This is a genomic window from Geoglobus ahangari, assembly GCF_001006045.1.
Lineage (GTDB): Archaea > Halobacteriota > Archaeoglobi > Archaeoglobales > Archaeoglobaceae > Geoglobus > Geoglobus ahangari.
This window is the reverse complement of the sequence record NZ_CP011267.1, coordinates 379360-397615: the sequence shown is the minus strand read 5'-3', so window position 1 is coordinate 397615 and position 18256 is coordinate 379360. Positions and strand designations below refer to the sequence as shown.

Here is an 18256-nt window from a genome sequence, read left to right as displayed (position 1 = left end):
GCCGGAGCCTAAATGCTGGCAAGCCCATGGGCTCGTAGCTCAGCTGGGAGAGCGCCGCCTTTGCGAGGCGGAGGCCTCGGGTTCGAATCCCGACGAGTCCATTGATTAAGATTCATCGGTTGAGGTGCACCCGGCGATGGAAAAGTCGTCGGGGAAGGGCCTAGCCCCACGTGGGCTGTGAGGCCGTGTACAGGTCTGTTCCCAGGTACTTACTGGGACCGGTGAGGCTCTTCCGGCAACTATCCCGGCCAGTGGATGGCTGGGCTCGGGCGCCGACGAAGGGCGTGCCAAGCTGCGAAAAGCCCGGGGGAGGCGCAGGGAGCCGTAGAACCCGGGATCCCCGAATGGGATATCCTGTCCCTTCGGGGACGCTCCCATCAGGGAGCGGGAACGCGGGGAAAGGAAGCATCTGAGTACCCGCAGGAAAAGAAAGCAAACGCGATGCCGTGAGTAGGGGCGACCGAAAGCGGCACAGCCCAAACCGAACACCCTCCCGTAAGGGAGGGTGGATGTGGTGTAGCAGGTCCCCGCCTAATGCCTGAGGGTGAAGCCGAAGTCCGCTGGAACGCGGCGCCGTAGAGGGTGATAGCCCCGTAGGCGTAAGCCCTCAGGTTACAAGGTGGGGTCACCTGAGTACCGCGGGTTGGAATTCTCGCGGGAAGCTGGGGGTCATCAACCCCCAAGGCTAAATACGTCCCGAGTCCGATAGCGCAATAGTAGGGTGACCGAAAGCTGAAAAGAACCCCGAGAAGGGGAGTGAAAAGAGCCTGAAACTGGCCGGGGATAGTGAGCGGTGGCTCGAAAGGGTAAGCCCGGTGAAGGAAAGCGCCGCGAGGCGCGAGTACGAGCCGGGACACCGGAGTCACCGCGTACGTGTTGAAGAACGGGCCAGGGAGTGTACGGCAGAGGCGAGGCTAAGGGCTTGAAGCCCGGAGCCGAAGGGAAACCGACAGCCCGCAGCTTCTGCGAGGGGCGGGGTGCGCTCGCCCGTAGTCTCTGCCGTACGACCCGAAGCCGGGCGATCTAGGCGGGGGCAGGGTGAAGCGGCTCGAAAGAGCCGTGGAGGCCCGCAGGGGTGTTGATGTTCAAATCGCTCCTCTGACCCCCGTCTAGGGGTGAAAGTCCAATCGAGCCCGGGGATAGCTGGTTCCCCCCGAAACATACCGCAGTATGACCCGCCCGGAGGCTGGTAGTGGGGTAGAGCACTGATTGGGGGAGTCGGGGGGTGAAACCCTCGCCCCCCTGTCAAACTCCGAATCCACTACCGTCGTAGATGGGCGGAGTCAGGGCATGGGGTTAAGCTCCATGTCCGCGAGGGAGACAACCCAGACCGGGGTTAAGGCCCCTAAGTGCCGGCTAAGTGTAAACGATAAAGGAGGTCCCGGGTCGAAGACAGCGGGGAGGTAGGCTTAGAAGCAGCCACCCTCTAAGGAGTGCGTAACAGCTCACCCGCCGAGACTCGGGGCGCCGAAAATGGACGGGGCTCAAGCCGGCCGCCGATACCCCGGGGCACCGAAAGGTGATCCGGTAGGGGGGCGTACCGATGGCGTAGAAGCCCGTGGCGTGAGCTCGGGTGGAGCCGTCGGTAACGAGAATCCTGGCGGTAGTAGCAGCATAGCCGGGTGAGAATCCCGGCCGCCGGAAGGGCAAGGGTTCCACGGCAATGTTCGTCAGCCGTGGGTTAGTCGGTCCTAAGGTGGCGCGTAATTCGCAGCCACCGAAAAGGGAAGCGGGTTAATATTCCTGCACCCCCCGTCCGACTGCTCTGCGGTTGTGGCTTTCGCCGCCCCGACGCCTCGGGATAGGCCGAGCGGGAGCTGCCAGCCCGTCCAAGCGCTGAAGCCCCCGGAGTTCCGTAATGGAGAGAAGGGGGTGAAGGCGTGATGGCGTTAAGTCGGCCGACTCCTGGGGCCCGTGAAAAGGGGGACGGGAGGACCGTACCGAGAACCGACACAGGTGCCCTGGCTGAGCAAGCCAAGGCGTGGCGGAACATTCCGGCCGAGGGAATTCGGCAAGTTGGCCCCGTATGTTCGCTAGAAGGGGTGCCTGCGGTTTAGCAGACCGCAGGTCGCAGTGCCTAGGGGGGGGGCGACTGTTTACTAAAAACACAGGGGGCTGCAACCCCGGAAGGGTTAGTACAGCCCCTGAGTCCTGCCCAGTGCGGGTACCTGAAACCCGGGTTCAACCGGGCGAAGGGCCCGTAAACGGCGGGGGTAACTATGACCCTCTTAAGGTAGCGTAATACCTTGCCGCTTAATTGGCGGCTTGCATGAACGGATTAACGACCCCCCCACTGTCCCCGGCCGGAAGCCGGCGAACCCGACATCCCAGTGAAGAGTCTGGGGACCCCCGTTGGGAAGCGAAGACCCTGTGGAGCTTTACTGCAGCCTGCCGTTGCCTCACAGCTGGGGGTGCGCAGGGTAGGCGGGAGGCTTCGAAGCCCGGTCTCCGGGCCGGGTGGAGCCGTCGATGAGACACCGCCCACCTTCAGCTGTGGGGCTAACCCGCGCTGCGGGGACATCGGTAGGTGGGCAGTTTGGGTGGGGCGCCACTCCCCCGAAAAGGTATCGGGGGAGCCCAAAGGTCGGCTCAGGCGGGTCAGAACTCCGCCGTAGAGTGCAAGGGCAAAAGCCGGCCTGACGTGACTCCGCACAATAAGGAGTCACGAGCCGAAAGGCGGGCCTAGCGAACCACCCTGGCCTTTTGGTGAGGCCGGGTGACGACAGAAAAGCTACCCCAGGGATAACAGAGTTGTCCCCGGCGAGAGTACATATCGACCCGGGGGCTTGCTACCTCGATGTCGGCTCTCCCCATCCTGGCCGTGCAGCAGCGGCCAAGGGTGAGGTTGTTCGCCTATTAAAGGGGATCGTGAGCTGGGTTTAGACCGTCGTGAGACAGGTCGGTTGCTATCTAACGGGGGTGTCTGGGCGGCTGAGGGGAAGGAGGCTCTAGTACGAGAGGAACGAGCCTCCGGCGCCTCTGGTCGACCGGTTGTCCGGCAGGGCACTGCCGGGCAGCTACGCGCCATGCGGTTAAAGGCTGAAAGCATCTAAGCCTGAAACCGCCCCCGAAAAGAGCCGCCCATAAGGGCGCGGGTAGAAGACCCGTTTGATAGGGCCGGGGTGTAAGCGGCGAGCCTTCGGGCGAGCCGTTCAGCCCGCGGTCACTAAAGCCCGTGCCGGGTTGCCTTGCCGGTCTCAGGTATATGCTGGGAACAGACCTGTACACGGCCCGAAAAATCTACATACTATTCTGAAAGACTTTGTCTGTGGAGCTTGGAAAACTCTACCGTCTCATCCAGCTCTCCAGCTACGACGTGTGCCACGAGAGGTGCGTTTACGACCCTCTTAGGCACATCTATCGCTCGGGGAATCTCAGACTACTGAAGACGGTCATCTCATCCTCATGCTCGTACGACTGCCTCTACTGCCACAACGCGTGGAATAGGGGGGTGAACTCGAGCCCCGAGGAGATTGCCAGACTCTTCTTTCTCATGAGGGAGAGGGGTCTTGTCAACGGCGCGTTCCTCTCCAACTCCATAAGGGACCCGGAGAGGTCGATGGACGACATCCTGCGTGCCGGAGAGATGATCAGAGAGAACTTCCGCGGCTACATGCACCTGAAGATCATCCCGGGCTGCAGCAGGGATCAGATAAGGCATGCGGTTGAGCTTGCCAACAGGGTGAGCCTGAACCTCGAGTCCCCGTCGCGTTCTCTGCTCTCGGAGCTTTGCTCGACGAAGTCAAAGTCAGATTTCTCCAGAACGCTGAGGTTTGTCATGAAGTATGCGAGGAAAATGGGTGTTAGCTTCACTACTCAGCTGATCGCGGGTCTCGGGGAGAAGGACTCCCAGATTCTGAGGGTTGCGGGCAGGCTTTACGGAATGGGTGTGAAGCGCGTTTACTACTCCGCATTCAGGCCAATCTCCGGAACGCCCCTCGAGAACAGAAGGCCTGAGAGCAGGAGGAGGCTCGTGAACCTCTACAGGGCTGACGCGCTCATCAGGGTCTACGGCTTCGACCCATCCGAAATCGAGAAAGTTATGGAAGACGGCTTTCTGCCCAGGGAAGATCCAAAGGTCGCGCTGGCGCTGAGGAAGCTTGAGAGGGGAGAAAAGCTGTCCCCCATCGAGGTTCCCGGGATCGGTGTGAAGGGCGCGTCCCTCATCGCGAGCTCTTCAGACCTTGCAGCCCTCAAGAGGGCGGGTTTTTCCGTGAAGCGTGCTTCAGCTTTTCATCCCTCTCAGAGGAGGATTGGCGATTTCACCTCTTAGGCGGCCAAACCTTTTTAACTTGCCCTCAGACTCAGGACATGGAAATTTTCACGCTCGATGTGGGGACGGGCACGCAGGACTTCCTGCTTTACATTGAGGGGGAGAACGTCAGGAACTGCCCCAAGTCCGTCATGCCCTCTCCGACGAAGGTTGTGGCCAAGAGGGTCAGAGAGATTGCCGATGCTGGGAGGAACATCCTGCTCACCGGCTACACAATGGGCGGGGGACCGAGCAGCAGGGCCATAAGGGAGGCTGCGAGCAAGGTCAGGGTTTACGCGTACGAGAAGCCCGCCCTGACAATAAACGACGATCTTGACAGGGTGAGGGCTGAGGGCGTGACGATTGTGGATGAGAGACCCGAGGATGAGAATCTTGTAGAAATAGAGCTTGGAGACGTGGATCTCGATGCCTACTCATCTATGCTCTCCTCGTTTGGCATGAATCTGCCAGACAGGCTCGTGATCTCCGTTCAGGATCACGGCTTCTCGCCGGAGGAGAGCAACAGGAGGTTCAGGTTCAGAATGTTCGAGAGGGTTCTGAAGGAGAGCCCGTACCTCGACAGCTTCCTCTACCCTGCAGAGAAAATCCCGGAGCACTACAACAGGATGATGGCCGTTGCTGAGGCTGTAAGAGATTACGGGGACAGGGTGGGCAGAGACTTCGAGCTCTACGTCATCGACACCGTGTTTTCAGCAATAGCCGGGGCTATGCTCGATGCAAGGGAGTTTCCGGCCCTCGTGATGAACTTCGGCAACGGCCACACGGTCTTCGCGATTGTGGACAGGGACGGCAGAATCTACGCTCTCATGGAGCACCACACATCCATAGTCAGGAGGATGGACATCAACAGGCTGGTCGGCCAGTTCATCAGGGGTGAGCTGACGAACGATGCTGTCTACGAGCAGGGAGGGCATGGAGCGTACATCGACAGCGTCGTGGAGGTCAGGGATTTTGTTGCGACTGGCCCCAATGCCCAGCTCTCCGACTTCAGAGAGGCGAACCCTGTTGGCGATGTCATGATCGTGGGGAATGTGGGAATGGTCAGCCTGCTCAGGAGCCATGAACTTTTCGACGTGGCAGGAGTTTGAGGAAGCGATAAGGGAAATCCTCGAGCACCACGGATTCACGACAAGGTTTCGCCACGTATTCAAAGACGAGCAGGGCAGGGCGGAGATTGACGTGCTGGCGGAGAGGTATGGACTCGTGCTGGCGATAGATGCGAAGAGGTACACTCACGGCTGGTACAGGCTGTCGGCGATAAAAAGGGAGGCGGAGAAGCACGCTAAGCGGTGTGAGAGGCTCGAAAGGCTCGAGGGGAGGAAAGTTGTGCCGGTCGTTGTCCCGCTCATAGACGACAGCGTTTACTTGCACAAGGGTGCGGTGATAGTGCCTTTCGTCAAGCTCAACGACTTCCTGCTGAACATCCACGCGTATCTCCACGAGTTCGGGTTCTGGTGACCTCAGACCGTACTGGCCTCATCACCGCCTCAGCGGCGGATCAGCTCATCATCGGTCATGGGTTTTTGGCGCGGGCGCGATATATTCCTTATGCCCTGCAAAAGGCAGGGAAAAGGTTTTATGCGTTCGGGACAAGTATCGAACATGGTTATTGGCGTCACAATGGTGAACGTCTCTCCCGGAAGGGAAAAGGCGGTTTACAAGGCCATAAAGGAGATGAAGAACGTCAGGGAGGTTTACCACGTTTTCGGCGAGTTCGACTTCGTGGTCATCATCGAGGCGGGCAGCCTCTCAGAACTCAACAAGACGGTTGACTCCATCCGGGATATTGAGGGCGTCACCAAGACTCAAACGGTGGTTGGGGCAGAAATCTGATCATTATGAGCTCCAAGCACAGGGAGATAAGCATAGCCGAGTTCTTTGAGAAGAACAAGCACATTCTCGGGTACTCCAACCCATCCAAGGCGCTCATAACCTGTGTCAGGGAGGCCGTGGACAACAGCCTCGATGCCTGCGAGGAGGCGGGGATACTGCCCGACATAATGGTCAAGATCTCCAAGACCGGGGAGGGGTTTTTCAGGATCGTAGTGGAGGACAACGGCCCGGGCATAGAGAGGGATCAGATACCGAGGGTATTCGGAAAGCTCCTTTACGGATCGAGGTTTCACGCGATAAAGCAGAGCAGGGGTCAGCAGGGTATAGGAATCTCGTCGGCAGTCCTCTACGCCCAGATCACCACCGGAAAGCCCACGGTTGTCACGTCAAAGGTTGAGGGTGGAAAGGCCTACAGGTTCGAGCTCCTCATAGACACAAAGAAGAACGAGCCCGAAATCGTGAGTGAGCGCGAGGTTGAGTGGTTCTCACCACACGGAACGAGGATTGAGCTCGAGATAAGGGGCAGCTACGTCAAGGAGAGGAAGCAGAGCGTTTACGAGTACCTGAAGGAAACCTCCGTCGTCAACCCGCACGCAAGAATCACCTTCATAACCCCCGACGGGGAGGTGCACGATTTCAAGAGGATCAGCGACACCCCTCCTGAGCCGCCGAAGGAGATAAAACCTCACCCGCACGGCATCGAGATAGGTACGCTGATGGCCATGCTCAAGAACACGAAGGCAAGAGACCTGAAGAACTTCCTCAAAACCGAGTTTGTGAGAGTTGGGGACAAGATAAGCGAGGAGATCCTCGCAAAGGCCGGTCTGCCTGCAAGCATGAGCCCCTCATCCCTCTCGAGGGAGGATGCCGAGAGGCTCATAAACGCTTTCAGGCTGACAGACCTCCTCCCCCCTCCTGTAGACTGCCTCTCGCCGATAGGTGAGAGCCTGATAATGAAGAGCCTGATGGAGGAGTACTCCCCAGAATTCGTTTATGCTGTGACGAGGAAGCCGAAGGTTTACTCAGGGCATCCGTTTCTCGTCGAGGCCGGAATAGCCTACGGGGGAGAGATCAAGGAGGACAAGGTTTCGCTTCTGAGGTTTGCCAACAAGATCCCGCTACTCTACCAGCAGAGCGGCTGTGCCCTCACTCAGGCTGTGGTGAGCGTTAACTGGAAGAACTACGGGCTTCAGCAGTCCAAAAACGAGCTGCCTGTGGCTCCGGCAGTAATACTCGTTCACGTCGCCTCCACAAACGTTCCCTACGTTTCCGAGTCCAAGGAGGCCGTTGCAGCTATACCCGAGATAATCGAGGAGGTCAGGCTCGCGCTTCAGGAGTGCGGGAGAAGGTTGAAGGAGTATGTTGAGAGGAAGAAGAGCATTCAGAAGAGGAAGAAGAAGGAGGAAGAGCTCCTGAAGATCATCCCGCTGCTGGCGGAGAAGATAAGCGAGGTGGTCGAGAGGGAGAAGGTTGACGCTGAGAAGGTTATAGCGAGGATAATGGGGAAGGTGTACGTGTCGAGGGAGGTAAGGGATGGCAGGGCCGTCGTAGTCATTCACAACTTCTCCAGCGCGAGGAGGAGACTCAGAATCTATGAAATGTGTGACGGCGGGATAAACGGGGACAGGACTGCCAAGTGGGACGTGGAGGTTGGGCCGGGGGAGGAGTGCAGGATAGAGTACGAGTTCAAAGGCAGGCACATCAACAGAAAGCCGCTCGTTGAGGGGATTGAGGAAGAGATGCTCGCGGGTGGAGAGGTGGTGAAGCTTGGATATTGAGCAGAAAGCGTTGAAGGCCCTGCTCAGGATAGCCGAGTCCATCTACGAGCAGCTGAAGAATGGGGAGATACCGGAGATAGAGATCTCCACGAGAACAAAGTACAACATCGAGTTCAATGAGGAGAGCGAGGTGTGGGTTTATGGCGACAGGACATCAACGAGGTCTGCGAAGACGCTTAAGGGAGCGTACATGATGCTCAGGATGGCGTACGTGATGGGCTTCATAAAGGAGCAGCTCAAAGTGAACAAGTCCTCGACCCTCAGAGAGCTCTACTACATCTCCGAGAACTGGGGGATGGCCAAGTTCAACGAGCAGGCCGACAGCGACAGGCTGATAGAGGATCTCGAGATTCTCACCGCCTTTCAGAGGGAGCACTTCCACATAAGGCCAGAAGAGGATGGCGCTACGGTGATTGGCCCAATCAGGATTAGGGAGGAGACGAGGAGGGGTGTTAGGGAGATCCACTGTCAGGAGGACGTTGGAGAGGGTGGATACCAGATTCCCGTGAACGTGGACAGGCTGGAGTTTGTCGAGCACGACGCGAAGTTCGTCATAGCAATAGAGACCGGAGGTATGAGGGACAGGCTCGTCGAGAACGGGTTTGACGAGGAGTTTGACGCGATAATCGTGCACCTGAAAGGCCAGCCAGCGAGGAGCACCAGAAGGCTGCTCAAGAGACTGAACACAGAGCTCGGGCTGCCCGTGGTGGTCTTCACGGATGGAGACCCCTGGAGCTACAGGATCTACGCCAGCGTTGCTTACGGGAGCATAAAGTCAGCCCACCTCAGCGAGTACCTCGCAACTCCCGCAGCGAAATTCGTGGGGATCAGGCCGTCGGACATCGTGAAGTACAACCTCCCTTCGGACAAGCTGAACGAGCAGGATGTGAAGGCTTTGAACGCGATTCTCACCGACCCGCGCTTTGATTCTGACTTCTGGAGGAGCGAGGTTAAGCTGCAGCTTGACCTCGGCAAGAAGTCGGAGCAGCAGGCACTCGCCAAGTACGGTCTCGACTACGTCACCGATGTTTACCTGCCCGAGAGATTAACGGAGATGGGGATCTTGAAAGCATGAAGCTGCAGACCAAGCTCGTAGCGGTAATAGTCGTGTCCTTTCTCGGCATGCTCATCCTCTCGGTCATCTACGTGACGTATTCCGTCGTTTCGATCTCCGATAAGATCGAGCAGATGGTAGTCGAGATGGAGTCCGGCAGCATAGAGAGGTTCATGGACAGGCAGGTTGACGAGCTCGGCGAGAGGTGTGCAGTCTACCTGAACGCAGAGAGCTTCTCCGACCTCGGGGATGTTGGGAGGAGGCTGGAAAACCCGGTGCTGTTCAAGCTTCTCGGGATCAGTGCTGCGATAGTCCTTGACAGCTCGTATGAGGAGGTTGCATCGCTCGCCTACGACTCGAGAAACGGGAGCTGGGTGAGGGTCCCGGATCGAGTCAGAGAAAGCATCGGAACGATGGTGGAGCACAGGAGCGGCATAATCTTGCTCGACAGGCCTGCCATATTCTCGGTTCACCCTGTTGAGACCCTGAGCGAGGAGAACGGTTATGTGGTCTTCGTCAGGTACATTGACGAGCACATGATCTCCGAGCTGAAGTCCCACGAGGACGTTGAGATCGGACTGAGCGACAGGAGGGTCGAAGAGCAGGTTTACGAGCTGAGGGACGGAAACCTCATCATTTACCTCCCACTCAGGGATGTGAGAGGGGATATTGCGCTCGTTTTCGAGTACTCGCTCCACCCGTACTGGAGAGACCTCTCGAGGTTTGGCGTGCTCAGCGCGATAGTGTTCGTCTCCGCAACCACAGTTGTTGTGGGCTTCGCCGTACTGATCGTCCTTGGCAGGGACGTGGAGAGGATACGGGAGATCTCCGAGTTCACGAGATCCGTGACGGAGCACGGGTACTCTGACAGGAGGCTGGAGGTGAGGGGAGATGACGAGATCTCATCACTTGCCGAGAGCATCAACACGATGCTCGACGAGATCCAGAAGTCCCAGAGGAGCTTAGAGATGGCCAACGAGAACCTGCGCTTCCTCAACAGGCTCATGAGGCACGACCTGCTCAACAGGCTTACGAGGATCATGGGGCTTGCGGAGCTGGGGCTGGAGAGGAAGACTCCTGAGTTTTACGAGGGGATTCTGGAGGCTGTAGAGGACTCTGCGAGGCTGATTGAGAGGGTCAAGAATCTTGAGGTGGCCTTCACCGACTACAGGCCCGAGAGAATAGACCTCAGGGAGGTCATCGAGGAGGTCATGAAGAACTACGACATTGCCTACGAGATCCACGGGGACGCGACGGTCTTGGCGGACGTCGGGATATACTCGGTTGTTGACAACCTCGTCAGCAACGCCATAAGGCATGGCGGAACGGAGAGGATCGAGTTCGAGATCGCTGAGAAGGAAGAGTATGTGGAGCTGAGGGTTAAGGACTACGGCAGGGGGATCTCAGATGAGATCAAGGAGGAGATCTTCAGGGAGGGTTTCAGCACGGCGGACAGCCTCGGACTGGGCCTCTACATCGTGAGGAGGATAGTCGAGAGGTACGGTGGGAAGGTCTGGGTGGAGGACAATCCGGAGGGCGGAGCGGTGTTCGTGATCAGGCTGCCCAGAGCGTGAGGCCTGAAAAAATTTTTATTTCTGCTGACAACTTGCTTTGTGGTGAAGGTTGTTGTGAGGGACAGCTGCGTGGGCTGCTCTTTCTGCAAGCTTTCGTGCAGGTTCGACGCGATTGAGGTTTTAGGAAAAGCTGAGATAGATCACGAGAGGTGCACTCTCTGCAGGAGGTGCATTTCCTACTGTCCTCTCTCGGCCTTGGTGGTGGAATGAGGGTCGGCATAGTCGGTGCGGGGCTCGGAGGTCTGCTGACGGGAGCAATTCTGGCAGAGAACGGGTACAGGGTTGAGGTCTTCGAGAGACTGCCGTTCATCGGCGGCAGGTTCACGTCTATAAGCTACAAAGGCTACGAGGTCAGCACCGGCGCTCTCCACATGATCCCGCACGGGAGCAAAGGCCCTCTGGCGAGGCTGCTGAGGAGGGCTGGCTGCAGGGTGGAGATCGTGGATTCAAGACCCGAGGCCGAGATCTACTGGAACGGGGAAAGGGAGGTTTTGAGCAGGAGGTCGTTTCCGTTCAGAGACCTGATGAAGCTCAATCTCGAGTTTCTGAGGCTGAAGTTTGGAAGGAACAGAACTCTGGAGGAGTTCGGCAAGGGGCTGAGCGAGAGGGCATACCTCTTCATGAGGGCGTTCCTCGGATGGAGCCTGAGCGTTTTCCCTGATCAGATCAGCTTCGGAAGCATAGTTCCGATTTACAGGCAAACCGAGAGATACAGAGGTCCCGGGATTCCTGTCGGCGGGTGCAAGGCGGTTGTTGAGGAGCTTGCTGAGGTTATAAAGTCGAACGATGGCGTGATAGCGAGAGAGGAGGTCACGGCTCTAAAGCCGGGGGAGATCTTCGGCGTTTACGGTAAGGAGAGGCGTGATTATGACGTCGTCGTATCCAACCTCGGTCACAAGCTCACCATGGAACTCCTCGGCGAGCGATACGGGGAGGTTAAGCCGGAGAGCAGGGGTGTGAAGTACACGATCGCCCTTGACGAGCCGTTTGTCGGTCACACCGGAGTCCTCTTCACACTCGGGATGAGGATAGCCGGGATGAATGAAGTGACGAATGCGGATGACAATCTGGGGAAGAAGCACATGCTTCAGGCCCACCAGCCCCTGAGAGAGGGGAGCAGAGAGGAGATCCTTGCTGGTCTCAAGGAGCTCAGGGAGATCCTCAAGGGGTACAGCTATGTGATAATCGCGGTTCAGAGCTACAAGGGTGACTGGCCGGTCAACAGGGTGATGGCTGGGATGAAGGAGAGCAACTCCACACCCTACAGGAACCTTTACGTTGTTGGTGACGGTGCCAAGGGCGAGGACATAGAGGTTGACGGGGTGGCCCTTGGGGTTGAGAGGGTTCTGGGGGAGCTGCTGTGAAGGTCGTGGAGTTCCGAAACGTGGAGAAGACCTTTGGAAGGTTCAAGGCCCTGAAGGGGCTGAGCTTCGAAATATCCGGAGATGAGAGGGTGGCGCTTCTCGGGCCCAACGGCAGCGGGAAGACAACGACGGTCAAGCTCATAAGCGGGCAGATCAGGCCGACGGGGGGAGAGGTGAGGGTCTTCGGGAAGTCCAGAATTGACGAGGAGGTTAAGGCGAGGATTGGGGTGGTGAGCCACAACACATTCCTCTACGACGACCTCACGGCTTACGAGAACCTCGAGTTCTTCGCGAGGATCTACGGGCTGGATGAGGAGAGGATTGGGGAGCTGCTCAGGGAGTTCGGGCTGTGGAAGAGGAGACACGAGCTCGTAAGAAACTACTCGAGGGGGATGAAGCAGAGACTCTCCATCGCGAGGGCTCTGATAAACGATCCCGACCTCCTGATACTCGACGAGCCCACGACCGGGCTTGACGTGGAGGGGAGGAACAGGCTCTTCGAGGCCATTTCCTCGTTCAGCGCAACAATCCTCTTTACCACCCACAACCTTGGCGAGGCTGAGATGCTTTGCACGAGGGTGCTGATAATCAGGGACGGAAGGCTCGTTTACGATGGGACTGCAGATGAGGTCGAGAGGGTCTACAGGGAGGTGATGGGGTGAAGTTCCTCGAAATAGCGAAGAAGGATCTGAAGTCGGAGTTCAGAACCAAGAACACAATAAACTTCCTGTTCCTCTTTGCACTGCTGTCCATAATGCTCTTCAGCGCCACCGTTGAGAATCCAGAGCCGGCGTTGCTTTGGGTGGTCTTCATATTCGCGGGAATGCTCGGCTATTCGAGGGCGTTCCTGAAGGAGGTCGAGACGGGCACCCTTGATGCGCTTAGGATCTCTCCCGTCTCGCCATCCTCAATCCTGTTCGGAAAGATTGTGTTCAACGCCGTCATAATGCTTCTGCTTGAGGCCGTAATTGTGCCCATCTTCATGGCCGTTTTTGAGATCTATCCAAAAAACCTGCTGATGGCTCTTGTTGCGATAACCGCTGGCAATCTCGCTTTCGTGATAGTCAGCAGCTCCCTGTCAGTTCTCGTTATAAAGTCCAAGGCGAGGGAGCTTCTTCTTCCAATACTGCTGTTCCCCGTCGTATTTCCGGTGATTCTCTCCACAGTTCAGGCGTTTGGCATGGCCGTGTCGGGGAATGTGGAGGGAATAGCTTCTCCTCTCTCCGTGGTGCTCGGCTTCTCAACCGCGATGATTGCAGTTGGTTACCTAACTGTCGACTATGCCCTCGTCGAGTAGATCCCTCACGGCCCTTCTGACAGCCTCCTCGCTGGAGTACCTTGGCCTCCAGCCGAGGGACTTCAGCTTCTCGATTGACAGCAGCATCACAGGCACGTCCCCCTTCCAGCCCCTGTCTCCACCGGTGAACCTAAACCTCGGGTTCAGCCCCATCTCCTCGCTGACGATTTCCGCTATCCTCCTGACCTTCACCTGATCCTCGCTGCCTATGTTGAAGATGTTCACAACGTCATCACTCCTATCGACGGCGTGAAGCATCGCACCAATGCAGTCGTCTATGTATATGTACGACTTGTTCTGCTCCCCGTTTCCAAGTATCTCCAGCTCCTCCGGGTTTTTCCTGAGCTTGAGTATGAAGTCGTAGATCACGCCGTGCCTGCTCCTCCTTCCAATCACGTTGGCGAACCTGAAGATCCAGGACTTCATGTCGTATGTGTGGCAGTAGGATGAGATCATGGCCTCACCAGCAACCTTTGAGGCGCCGTAAACGGAAATCGGCATCGTCGGGTACTCTTCGGGGGTGGGGATTACCTTCGCCTCCCCGTAAACCGTGGACGTAGATGTGAAGACGATTCTGCTCACACCCTCCTTTCTCATCGCCTCGAGAAGGTTCCACGTGGCGAGAACGTTATTTTCATAAATCTCATCCGGCCTCTGGTATGACAGCCTGACATCCGGGTTGGCGGCTATGTGCCAGACCTCCTCAACACCTTTAACGGCGTTCAGGGCATCGTCCAAGCGCCTCAGATCACCCTCAACAAATTCCGCATCTTCGTTAACGAAAGAAGGATTTCCGGATGATAAATTGTCTATAATCCTGACCTCGTTACCTCTTTCGATGAGTGCGTCGACTATGTGGCTTCCTATGAATCCTGCTCCTCCCGTGACCAGTATCATGCTTCAAAATCTGGAAAGGTATATATACTATTTTTGATAAATGGTAGGTCTGCTTAGAGGCGTTATTTCGCTCTAAAATAAAAAATAATGACAGAAAGAGGTGATGCGGGTGCTTCCGAACCAGATGGTCAAGTCAATGGTCGGCAAAATGGTTAGAGTGGAGATGAAGGGTGAGGAGAACAGCCTTGTGGGCAAGCTGGAGAGTGTTGACGACTACATGAACCTCCACCTCTCCAACGCAATAGAGTACAAAGGCGAGGAGAAGGTGAGGGTTCTGGGAGACATAGTGCTCAGAGGAAACAACGTGATTCTCATCCAGCCGTTTGAGGATTGAAGATGGAGATTAGGGACCAGATCCTCAAGCTTCTCGAGGAAAAGGGAGCAATTCTTCAGAAGGATCTGTGGAAGGAGCTCAACATAGACAGCAGCAAGTGCTCAAGGATTCTCAGGAAGCTTGAGAAGGAGGGGCTCATAAAGAGACTGGAGATAGTCGTGGACGGCGTCAAGACATTCAAGATAGTCCCAGCCGACGCAGAGGAGGAAGAGGAGGAAGAGCTCACTCTGATGGAAATAATGCAGAGGTACGAGGACATCACCGGCCTGCCTCCATGCTTCGGCTGCAGGGTCTACGACTGTGAGCCATCGGACTGCATAAAAATCGAGGTCTGGTTCCTGAGAAAGGCGACGCTCGGCTGAGGTCGGGACAACTTTTTTATATTACTTCCGCTCAAGACTCTTTTTGGGGGAGCGGCGGAGGGCAGCTTCCCGCTGTGCGGGAGGAAAGTCCCCCCACCGCTGATGGCGGGACGCCGCAAGGCGTCGTGCCGAGAGGCACGGCAACGGAACAGAAACGTCACTCCTGCAGGGTAATGCGAGGAAGCCGGAAGGCCGAGATCACCTGCGGGAGTTGAAACGGCCGTCCCCGCCGGTGCAAGGCATGTGCCGCTCAGACGGATGCTGCCTGAAACAGAAGGGGGCTTACTACCGCCACTCCCCCGGTATCTCAATTTTTAATAAGCTGATTTTGCTTGGTTTGCGAGTCGATATTTCTGCAATTCTTTTATTTTTCCGGCTTCTCCGGATGTCTTAATGTCTAAGCTGCCAGTAGTGTCTTACAATGATGTCATAAGGGCTTTATCAAAAGCTGGATTCGTTTACGCACCAAAAAGAGGTAAGATAGCCACATTGCCATGTATAAAGTAGATAACGCAGGAAAAACGAGATTGATAATCATTCCGAGGAAATTAAACAAGGAGGAATTTCTGGAACTCCTCAGATAGTAACTTCAAATGTTGTTACAAACTTTTTACTGAAAACAGCTTCGAATTTGTCGTCAGGATATGCCAAGTTCTTTTGCATTCTCGATGTATAGCTCTACAGCTTCTTTTAGATTTTCCAGAGCCTCCTCTATCGTATCTCCACAGCTCGCAACCTCAAGCTCAGGGCATTTTGAAACGTACTGATATCCTTCCCTCCTTACCAGAGCTGTTAGTGTTGTCACGATAGATGTTCTGGTTTTGGTACTTTATAAACTGTTGTCTTCGGCAAAAGCTTCATGAAACGTGGAAAAGTTTTGCTGGGCAGTAGAGGATTTGGGATTACCTGTAGGTGCATGTCTTCGCTTCCTAAAGGAGGAAATTATTATATTTTCGCGTTTTGAATAGTATTATGGAATCGCTCAGATCCAGTTTTGCAGTCCTTCTGGAGAGCTTCGAGTTCTCGTCCGATGTTGAGGAGAGAATCCGGCTCCTCAGAGCGGCTGTTGGAAAGCTGGAGAACATCTTCTACGGGACGGAGAAGGAGGACGTTTACAGGGATGTCCTCAGGAGGCTAAAGCTCAGGCTCAAGGAGCTGAGAGCTCAGATGGGCTCCTTCAACCTTGACTTCGAGGAGTGGAGGGTGCTGATGGACACACTCGACGAGATGAGGGACGAGGTTGAGAGGATCGCCGTGAAGGAGGCAGTCGTGGAGAAGTAGATCGAACATGTGTTCGACAGATTTTTAATCTCCTCTCTCAATTCAGATAGTATGAGGTCTGCCCTCGTCGTTGTGGACATGCAGAAGGATTTCTGCTATCCAGATGGAAAGCTCTTTGGAGGAGAGCACCTCTCGAGCATATTCGAGCCAACCGCAAGGGCAGTCAGCGAGACGAGGAAGAAAATGCCGGTAATCTTCACCCAGGACTGGCACAGGAAGGACGATCCAGAGTTCGAGATATGGCCCGAGCACTGCGTCGCAAATACTGAAGGGGCTGAGATAATAGACGAGCTTGAGGTGAGGGAAGAGGATTACATCGTCAGGAAGCGCAGGTACTCGGCTTTCTTCGGCACCGACCTCGATCTAACACTCAGAGAGCTTGGCATTGAAAAGCTATACCTCACGGGAGTCCTGACGAACATCTGCGTCCTGCACACTGCTGGAGATGCTGTGCTCAGGGGCTACAAGGTTGCGGTGATAAAGGACTGCACCGCGGCACTGAACGACTACGATTACGAGTACGCTTTGAAGCACATGGAAAACGTCTTCAGCGCGGAGATCATAACCTTGAGCGACTTCTTGCAAGGGTTGTGATTGCTGCGAAGGCTGTGGAGATTAGGAGCGAGTAGGATATGCTGAGCCCTGCATAATGCAGCACGAGAAACGCGAGGGCAAAGCTCATTATTGCTGTTCCCGCAATTGATGAGCGCTGGAGGCTTGTGGTCAGTGCTTTTTTCTCTCTTTCATCCATGTCCATGCTTTTCGCTCGGGAGCATATAAGCCTGTCCTTTTGTGTTTCGCTTGGCATTCACTTGTCGACTCTTCACTTTCTTGAAAATCGCTTCCATGCGAGTGCTATCAGTGCGGCAACAGAAGCTGCGAACCTTGCTGCAAAGTATGCTGCAAAAACCCCTGCACCAAGTGGAGCGAGAATGCACCACCACAAGGGGACTTCGGAGATCAGGTAGGCGGATGCGAGGGCTCTGGGGTTTCTGTTCACCGAGTACGAGTATGAAAACGCAGCTCCAAAGAACAGGATGTCCCACAGGTTCCAGTATCCAGAAACGAGCGGTAAGTTGTAGTTGATCGTGAACAGCAGGAAGGATGCGGCGATACCGGTTTTTCCTCCAAACAGCTCGTATGCTGCTGAGTGGTAGATGTAGGCGACGATTATGCTGAAAATTCCCCAGTAGAGTACAGCAAAGGCTGGGATTACGGTGCTCCACTTGTCTATGAAGCTAGGCTTCGCATCGACAAACATCCGCTCCGGGCCGGAGGTCAGCATTATTGCCAGGGGAATTGCGTTTCCCACAGCGAGAAGGGTGAGGACGTGGATTAGGCTGCTCGCAAAATCCGATGAATCTGCATGGCTGAGCTGACTTTTCAGGAAAATCCTTGAGATCATCCAGAGTACTGCGAGCAGGAGCAGTGCCTCAATCAGCTTTGCTTCCACACCGGGGTTAGGTGTGAGGCTGTGAAGAGCAAGTGAGGTGGCGTAAGATGTGATCGTAATGGTTACGAGGTACCCACAGGCTCTCGGTTTTGTTACCTTCAAAAAGAACACCCCACTTGAAAAAGCTCAGTGGACGTAAAAATATGTTCTGGAGAGTGTGTTCAGGTTGCAGTTTCGCATTTCGCGGCTCTTTTGTGGTAATAGGGATTAAAATTTGAACTGTGTTTTAGAGCAAAAGTTAATATAATACGCTTGGTTGTATCTATCTAAGGTGTGTGGATGGAGCGAATCGCCGCACTGCTGCTTCTGGTGGTCGCTGGAGTCATCGCAGGCCTTGCCGTGCATGATATGGTAAGATCAGAGAAGGAACCTCCATCAATCAGTTCTGAAAACCTTTCTTGGGTGTGTAACAGTTCAGATGGGCAGATAATATATGGAGATCTTCCAAATTTCAGAAGCGAGGAAGACAGGCAGGAGTGGCTGGCGAAGCTTGATACTCTCGGAAAATCTATCAGGGAGAATGGACTGTTAGCCCAGCATTTCTACCCAAATGGGCCGGTAATTTCCTACGGTTTCGACTACAGAGGGTATTTTGTGGTCGCTTTGGAGAACTGTTCGAAAATTGAAAAACACGAACTGGATGCAATCTATGAAATAATCAACAGGGAGGCTGGGAAACTTGGGATAGAAAATATTCCCGTTCTTTTCAGGTTTGAAGGTGTTCCGGTTGCTGAATAGATGTTGGATTTGTTAGAT

At 55.4% G+C, this 18256-nt stretch carries 20 protein-coding genes, 1 tRNA gene, 1 rRNA gene and 1 other RNA gene; 19 read left to right on the top strand and 4 right to left on the bottom strand.

Annotated features, from left to right (window positions below; translation table 11 throughout):
* Positions 1 to 28: 28 nt before the first annotated feature.
* From GAH_RS02285 to GAH_RS02230, 13 genes are all read left to right on the top strand, one after another.
* Positions 29 to 101 (top strand) — tRNA-Ala (locus tag GAH_RS02285).
* Between the two features lie 126 nt (positions 102 to 227).
* A 23S ribosomal RNA gene (locus GAH_RS02280) occupies positions 228 to 3187 on the top strand.
* Between the two features lie 81 nt (positions 3188 to 3268).
* Entirely contained in the window at positions 3269 to 4273 is a 1005-nt protein-coding gene (locus GAH_RS02275) for a radical SAM protein (RefSeq protein WP_048096675.1), read from the top strand.
* Between the two features lie 38 nt (positions 4274 to 4311).
* Entirely contained in the window at positions 4312 to 5361 is a 1050-nt protein-coding gene (locus GAH_RS02270; protein ID WP_048094499.1) for a DUF1786 domain-containing protein, read from the top strand.
* Complete coding sequence (locus GAH_RS02265) at positions 5333 to 5731, top strand: restriction endonuclease (RefSeq protein WP_048094498.1); 399 nt, start codon at positions 5333 to 5335, stop codon at positions 5729 to 5731. The genes GAH_RS02270 and GAH_RS02265 overlap by 29 nt, the downstream gene beginning before the upstream one ends.
* A 144-nt stretch (positions 5732 to 5875) precedes the next feature.
* Positions 5876 to 6106, top strand: a complete 231-nt coding sequence (locus GAH_RS02260) for an Lrp/AsnC family transcriptional regulator (protein WP_048094497.1) — start codon at positions 5876 to 5878, stop codon at positions 6104 to 6106.
* Between the two features lie 5 nt (positions 6107 to 6111).
* Positions 6112 to 7884, top strand: a complete 1773-nt coding sequence (locus GAH_RS02255; protein WP_048094496.1) for a DNA topoisomerase VI subunit B — start codon at positions 6112 to 6114, stop codon at positions 7882 to 7884.
* The gene (locus tag GAH_RS02250; protein ID WP_048094495.1) at positions 7874 to 8959 is read left to right on the top strand and encodes a DNA topoisomerase IV subunit A; all 1086 of its coding nucleotides are present in this window, start codon (positions 7874 to 7876) and stop codon (positions 8957 to 8959) included. Before GAH_RS02255 ends, GAH_RS02250 begins: the two co-directional genes overlap by 11 nt.
* The gene (locus GAH_RS10280; RefSeq protein WP_052747722.1) at positions 8956 to 10512 is read left to right on the top strand and encodes a sensor histidine kinase; all 1557 of its coding nucleotides are present in this window, start codon (positions 8956 to 8958) and stop codon (positions 10510 to 10512) included. Before GAH_RS02250 ends, GAH_RS10280 begins: the two co-directional genes overlap by 4 nt.
* Positions 10513 to 10554: 42 nt before the next feature.
* Positions 10555 to 10722 carry a DUF362 domain-containing protein gene (locus GAH_RS10525; protein WP_084632238.1) on the top strand — a complete coding sequence of 56 codons (168 nt, stop codon included), beginning with the start codon at positions 10555 to 10557 and terminating at the stop codon, positions 10720 to 10722.
* Positions 10719 to 11876: an NAD(P)-binding protein gene (locus GAH_RS02240; protein ID WP_048094494.1), complete on the top strand. Its 1158-nt coding sequence runs from the start codon at positions 10719 to 10721 to the stop codon at positions 11874 to 11876. Before GAH_RS10525 ends, GAH_RS02240 begins: the two co-directional genes overlap by 4 nt.
* The gene (locus tag GAH_RS02235; protein ID WP_048094493.1) at positions 11873 to 12538 is read left to right on the top strand and encodes an ABC transporter ATP-binding protein; all 666 of its coding nucleotides are present in this window, start codon (positions 11873 to 11875) and stop codon (positions 12536 to 12538) included. The genes GAH_RS02240 and GAH_RS02235 overlap by 4 nt, the downstream gene beginning before the upstream one ends.
* On the top strand, positions 12535 to 13173 hold the full coding sequence (locus tag GAH_RS02230) for a heme exporter protein CcmB (RefSeq protein ID WP_048094492.1): 639 nt from the start codon (positions 12535 to 12537) through the stop codon (positions 13171 to 13173). Before GAH_RS02235 ends, GAH_RS02230 begins: the two co-directional genes overlap by 4 nt.
* On the opposite strand, the gene GAH_RS02225 is transcribed toward GAH_RS02230, so the two are convergent.
* Positions 13144 to 14070 carry an NAD-dependent epimerase/dehydratase family protein gene (locus tag GAH_RS02225; RefSeq protein WP_048094491.1) on the bottom strand — a complete coding sequence of 309 codons (927 nt, stop codon included), beginning with the start codon at positions 14068 to 14070 and terminating at the stop codon, positions 13144 to 13146. The genes GAH_RS02230 and GAH_RS02225 overlap by 30 nt on opposite strands.
* Before the next feature lie 109 nt (positions 14071 to 14179).
* On the opposite strand from GAH_RS02225, the gene GAH_RS02220 reads away from it, so the two are divergent.
* The 3 genes from GAH_RS02220 (at position 14180) to rnpB (ending at position 15063) form a co-directional block, all read left to right on the top strand.
* Positions 14180 to 14404, top strand: a complete 225-nt coding sequence (locus GAH_RS02220; protein WP_048094490.1) for an LSM domain-containing protein — start codon at positions 14180 to 14182, stop codon at positions 14402 to 14404.
* Positions 14405 to 14406: 2 nt separating this feature from the next.
* The gene (locus tag GAH_RS02215; RefSeq protein ID WP_048094489.1) at positions 14407 to 14766 is read left to right on the top strand and encodes a helix-turn-helix transcriptional regulator; all 360 of its coding nucleotides are present in this window, start codon (positions 14407 to 14409) and stop codon (positions 14764 to 14766) included.
* 49 nt (positions 14767 to 14815) lie between these two features.
* Positions 14816 to 15063: RNase P RNA component (gene rnpB / locus GAH_RS10500), an RNA gene on the top strand.
* Positions 15064 to 15403: 340 nt separating this feature from the next.
* Here the strand turns inward: rnpB and GAH_RS10275 are convergent.
* Entirely contained in the window at positions 15404 to 15571 is a 168-nt protein-coding gene (locus GAH_RS10275; RefSeq protein WP_179944076.1) for a type II toxin-antitoxin system HicB family antitoxin, read from the bottom strand.
* 167 nt (positions 15572 to 15738) lie between these two features.
* Between GAH_RS10275 and GAH_RS02210 the strand changes: the two genes are divergently transcribed.
* Together GAH_RS02210 and GAH_RS02205 are read left to right on the top strand one after the other, a co-directional pair.
* A complete protein-coding gene (locus tag GAH_RS02210) occupies positions 15739 to 16047 on the top strand; it encodes a hypothetical protein (protein ID WP_048094488.1) in 309 nt (102 codons plus the stop codon).
* 51 nt (positions 16048 to 16098) lie between these two features.
* On the top strand, positions 16099 to 16641 hold the full coding sequence (locus tag GAH_RS02205; RefSeq protein ID WP_048094487.1) for a cysteine hydrolase family protein: 543 nt from the start codon (positions 16099 to 16101) through the stop codon (positions 16639 to 16641).
* Here GAH_RS02205 and GAH_RS10640 read toward each other — a convergent pair.
* Together GAH_RS10640 and GAH_RS02200 are read right to left on the bottom strand one after the other, a co-directional pair.
* Complete coding sequence (locus GAH_RS10640; RefSeq protein ID WP_156967364.1) at positions 16607 to 16798, bottom strand: hypothetical protein; 192 nt, start codon at positions 16796 to 16798, stop codon at positions 16607 to 16609. The genes GAH_RS02205 and GAH_RS10640 overlap by 35 nt on opposite strands.
* A gap of 72 nt (positions 16799 to 16870) precedes the next feature.
* On the bottom strand, positions 16871 to 17602 hold the full coding sequence (locus GAH_RS02200) for a hypothetical protein (RefSeq protein ID WP_156967363.1): 732 nt from the start codon (positions 17600 to 17602) through the stop codon (positions 16871 to 16873).
* A 177-nt stretch (positions 17603 to 17779) separates the two neighbouring features.
* Here GAH_RS02200 and GAH_RS02195 point away from each other — a divergent pair, with 177 nt between their 5' ends.
* Complete coding sequence (locus GAH_RS02195; RefSeq protein WP_156967362.1) at positions 17780 to 18238, top strand: hypothetical protein; 459 nt, start codon at positions 17780 to 17782, stop codon at positions 18236 to 18238.
* The last annotated feature ends 18 nt before the right edge of the window (positions 18239 to 18256 follow it).

Coding starts and splice junctions, on each gene's coding strand:
- GAH_RS02205 (WP_048094487.1), top strand. CDS start 16,099: ATGAGGTCTGCCCTCGTCGTTGTGGACATGCAGAAGGATTTCTGCTAT.
- GAH_RS02255 (WP_048094496.1), top strand. CDS start 6,112: ATGAGCTCCAAGCACAGGGAGATAAGCATAGCCGAGTTCTTTGAGAAG.
- GAH_RS10280 (WP_052747722.1), top strand. CDS start 8,956: ATGAAGCTGCAGACCAAGCTCGTAGCGGTAATAGTCGTGTCCTTTCTC.
- GAH_RS02225 (WP_048094491.1), bottom strand. CDS start 14,070: ATGATACTGGTCACGGGAGGAGCAGGATTCATAGGAAGCCACATAGTC.
- GAH_RS02215 (WP_048094489.1), top strand. CDS start 14,407: ATGGAGATTAGGGACCAGATCCTCAAGCTTCTCGAGGAAAAGGGAGCA.
- GAH_RS02270 (WP_048094499.1), top strand. CDS start 4,312: ATGGAAATTTTCACGCTCGATGTGGGGACGGGCACGCAGGACTTCCTG.
- GAH_RS02260 (WP_048094497.1), top strand. CDS start 5,876: ATGGTTATTGGCGTCACAATGGTGAACGTCTCTCCCGGAAGGGAAAAG.
- GAH_RS02210 (WP_048094488.1), top strand. CDS start 15,739: ATGGAATCGCTCAGATCCAGTTTTGCAGTCCTTCTGGAGAGCTTCGAG.
- GAH_RS02265 (WP_048094498.1), top strand. CDS start 5,333: ATGAACTTTTCGACGTGGCAGGAGTTTGAGGAAGCGATAAGGGAAATC.
- GAH_RS10640 (WP_156967364.1), bottom strand. CDS start 16,798: ATGGATGAAAGAGAGAAAAAAGCACTGACCACAAGCCTCCAGCGCTCA.
- GAH_RS02240 (WP_048094494.1), top strand. CDS start 10,719: ATGAGGGTCGGCATAGTCGGTGCGGGGCTCGGAGGTCTGCTGACGGGA.
- GAH_RS02195 (WP_156967362.1), top strand. CDS start 17,780: ATGGAGCGAATCGCCGCACTGCTGCTTCTGGTGGTCGCTGGAGTCATC.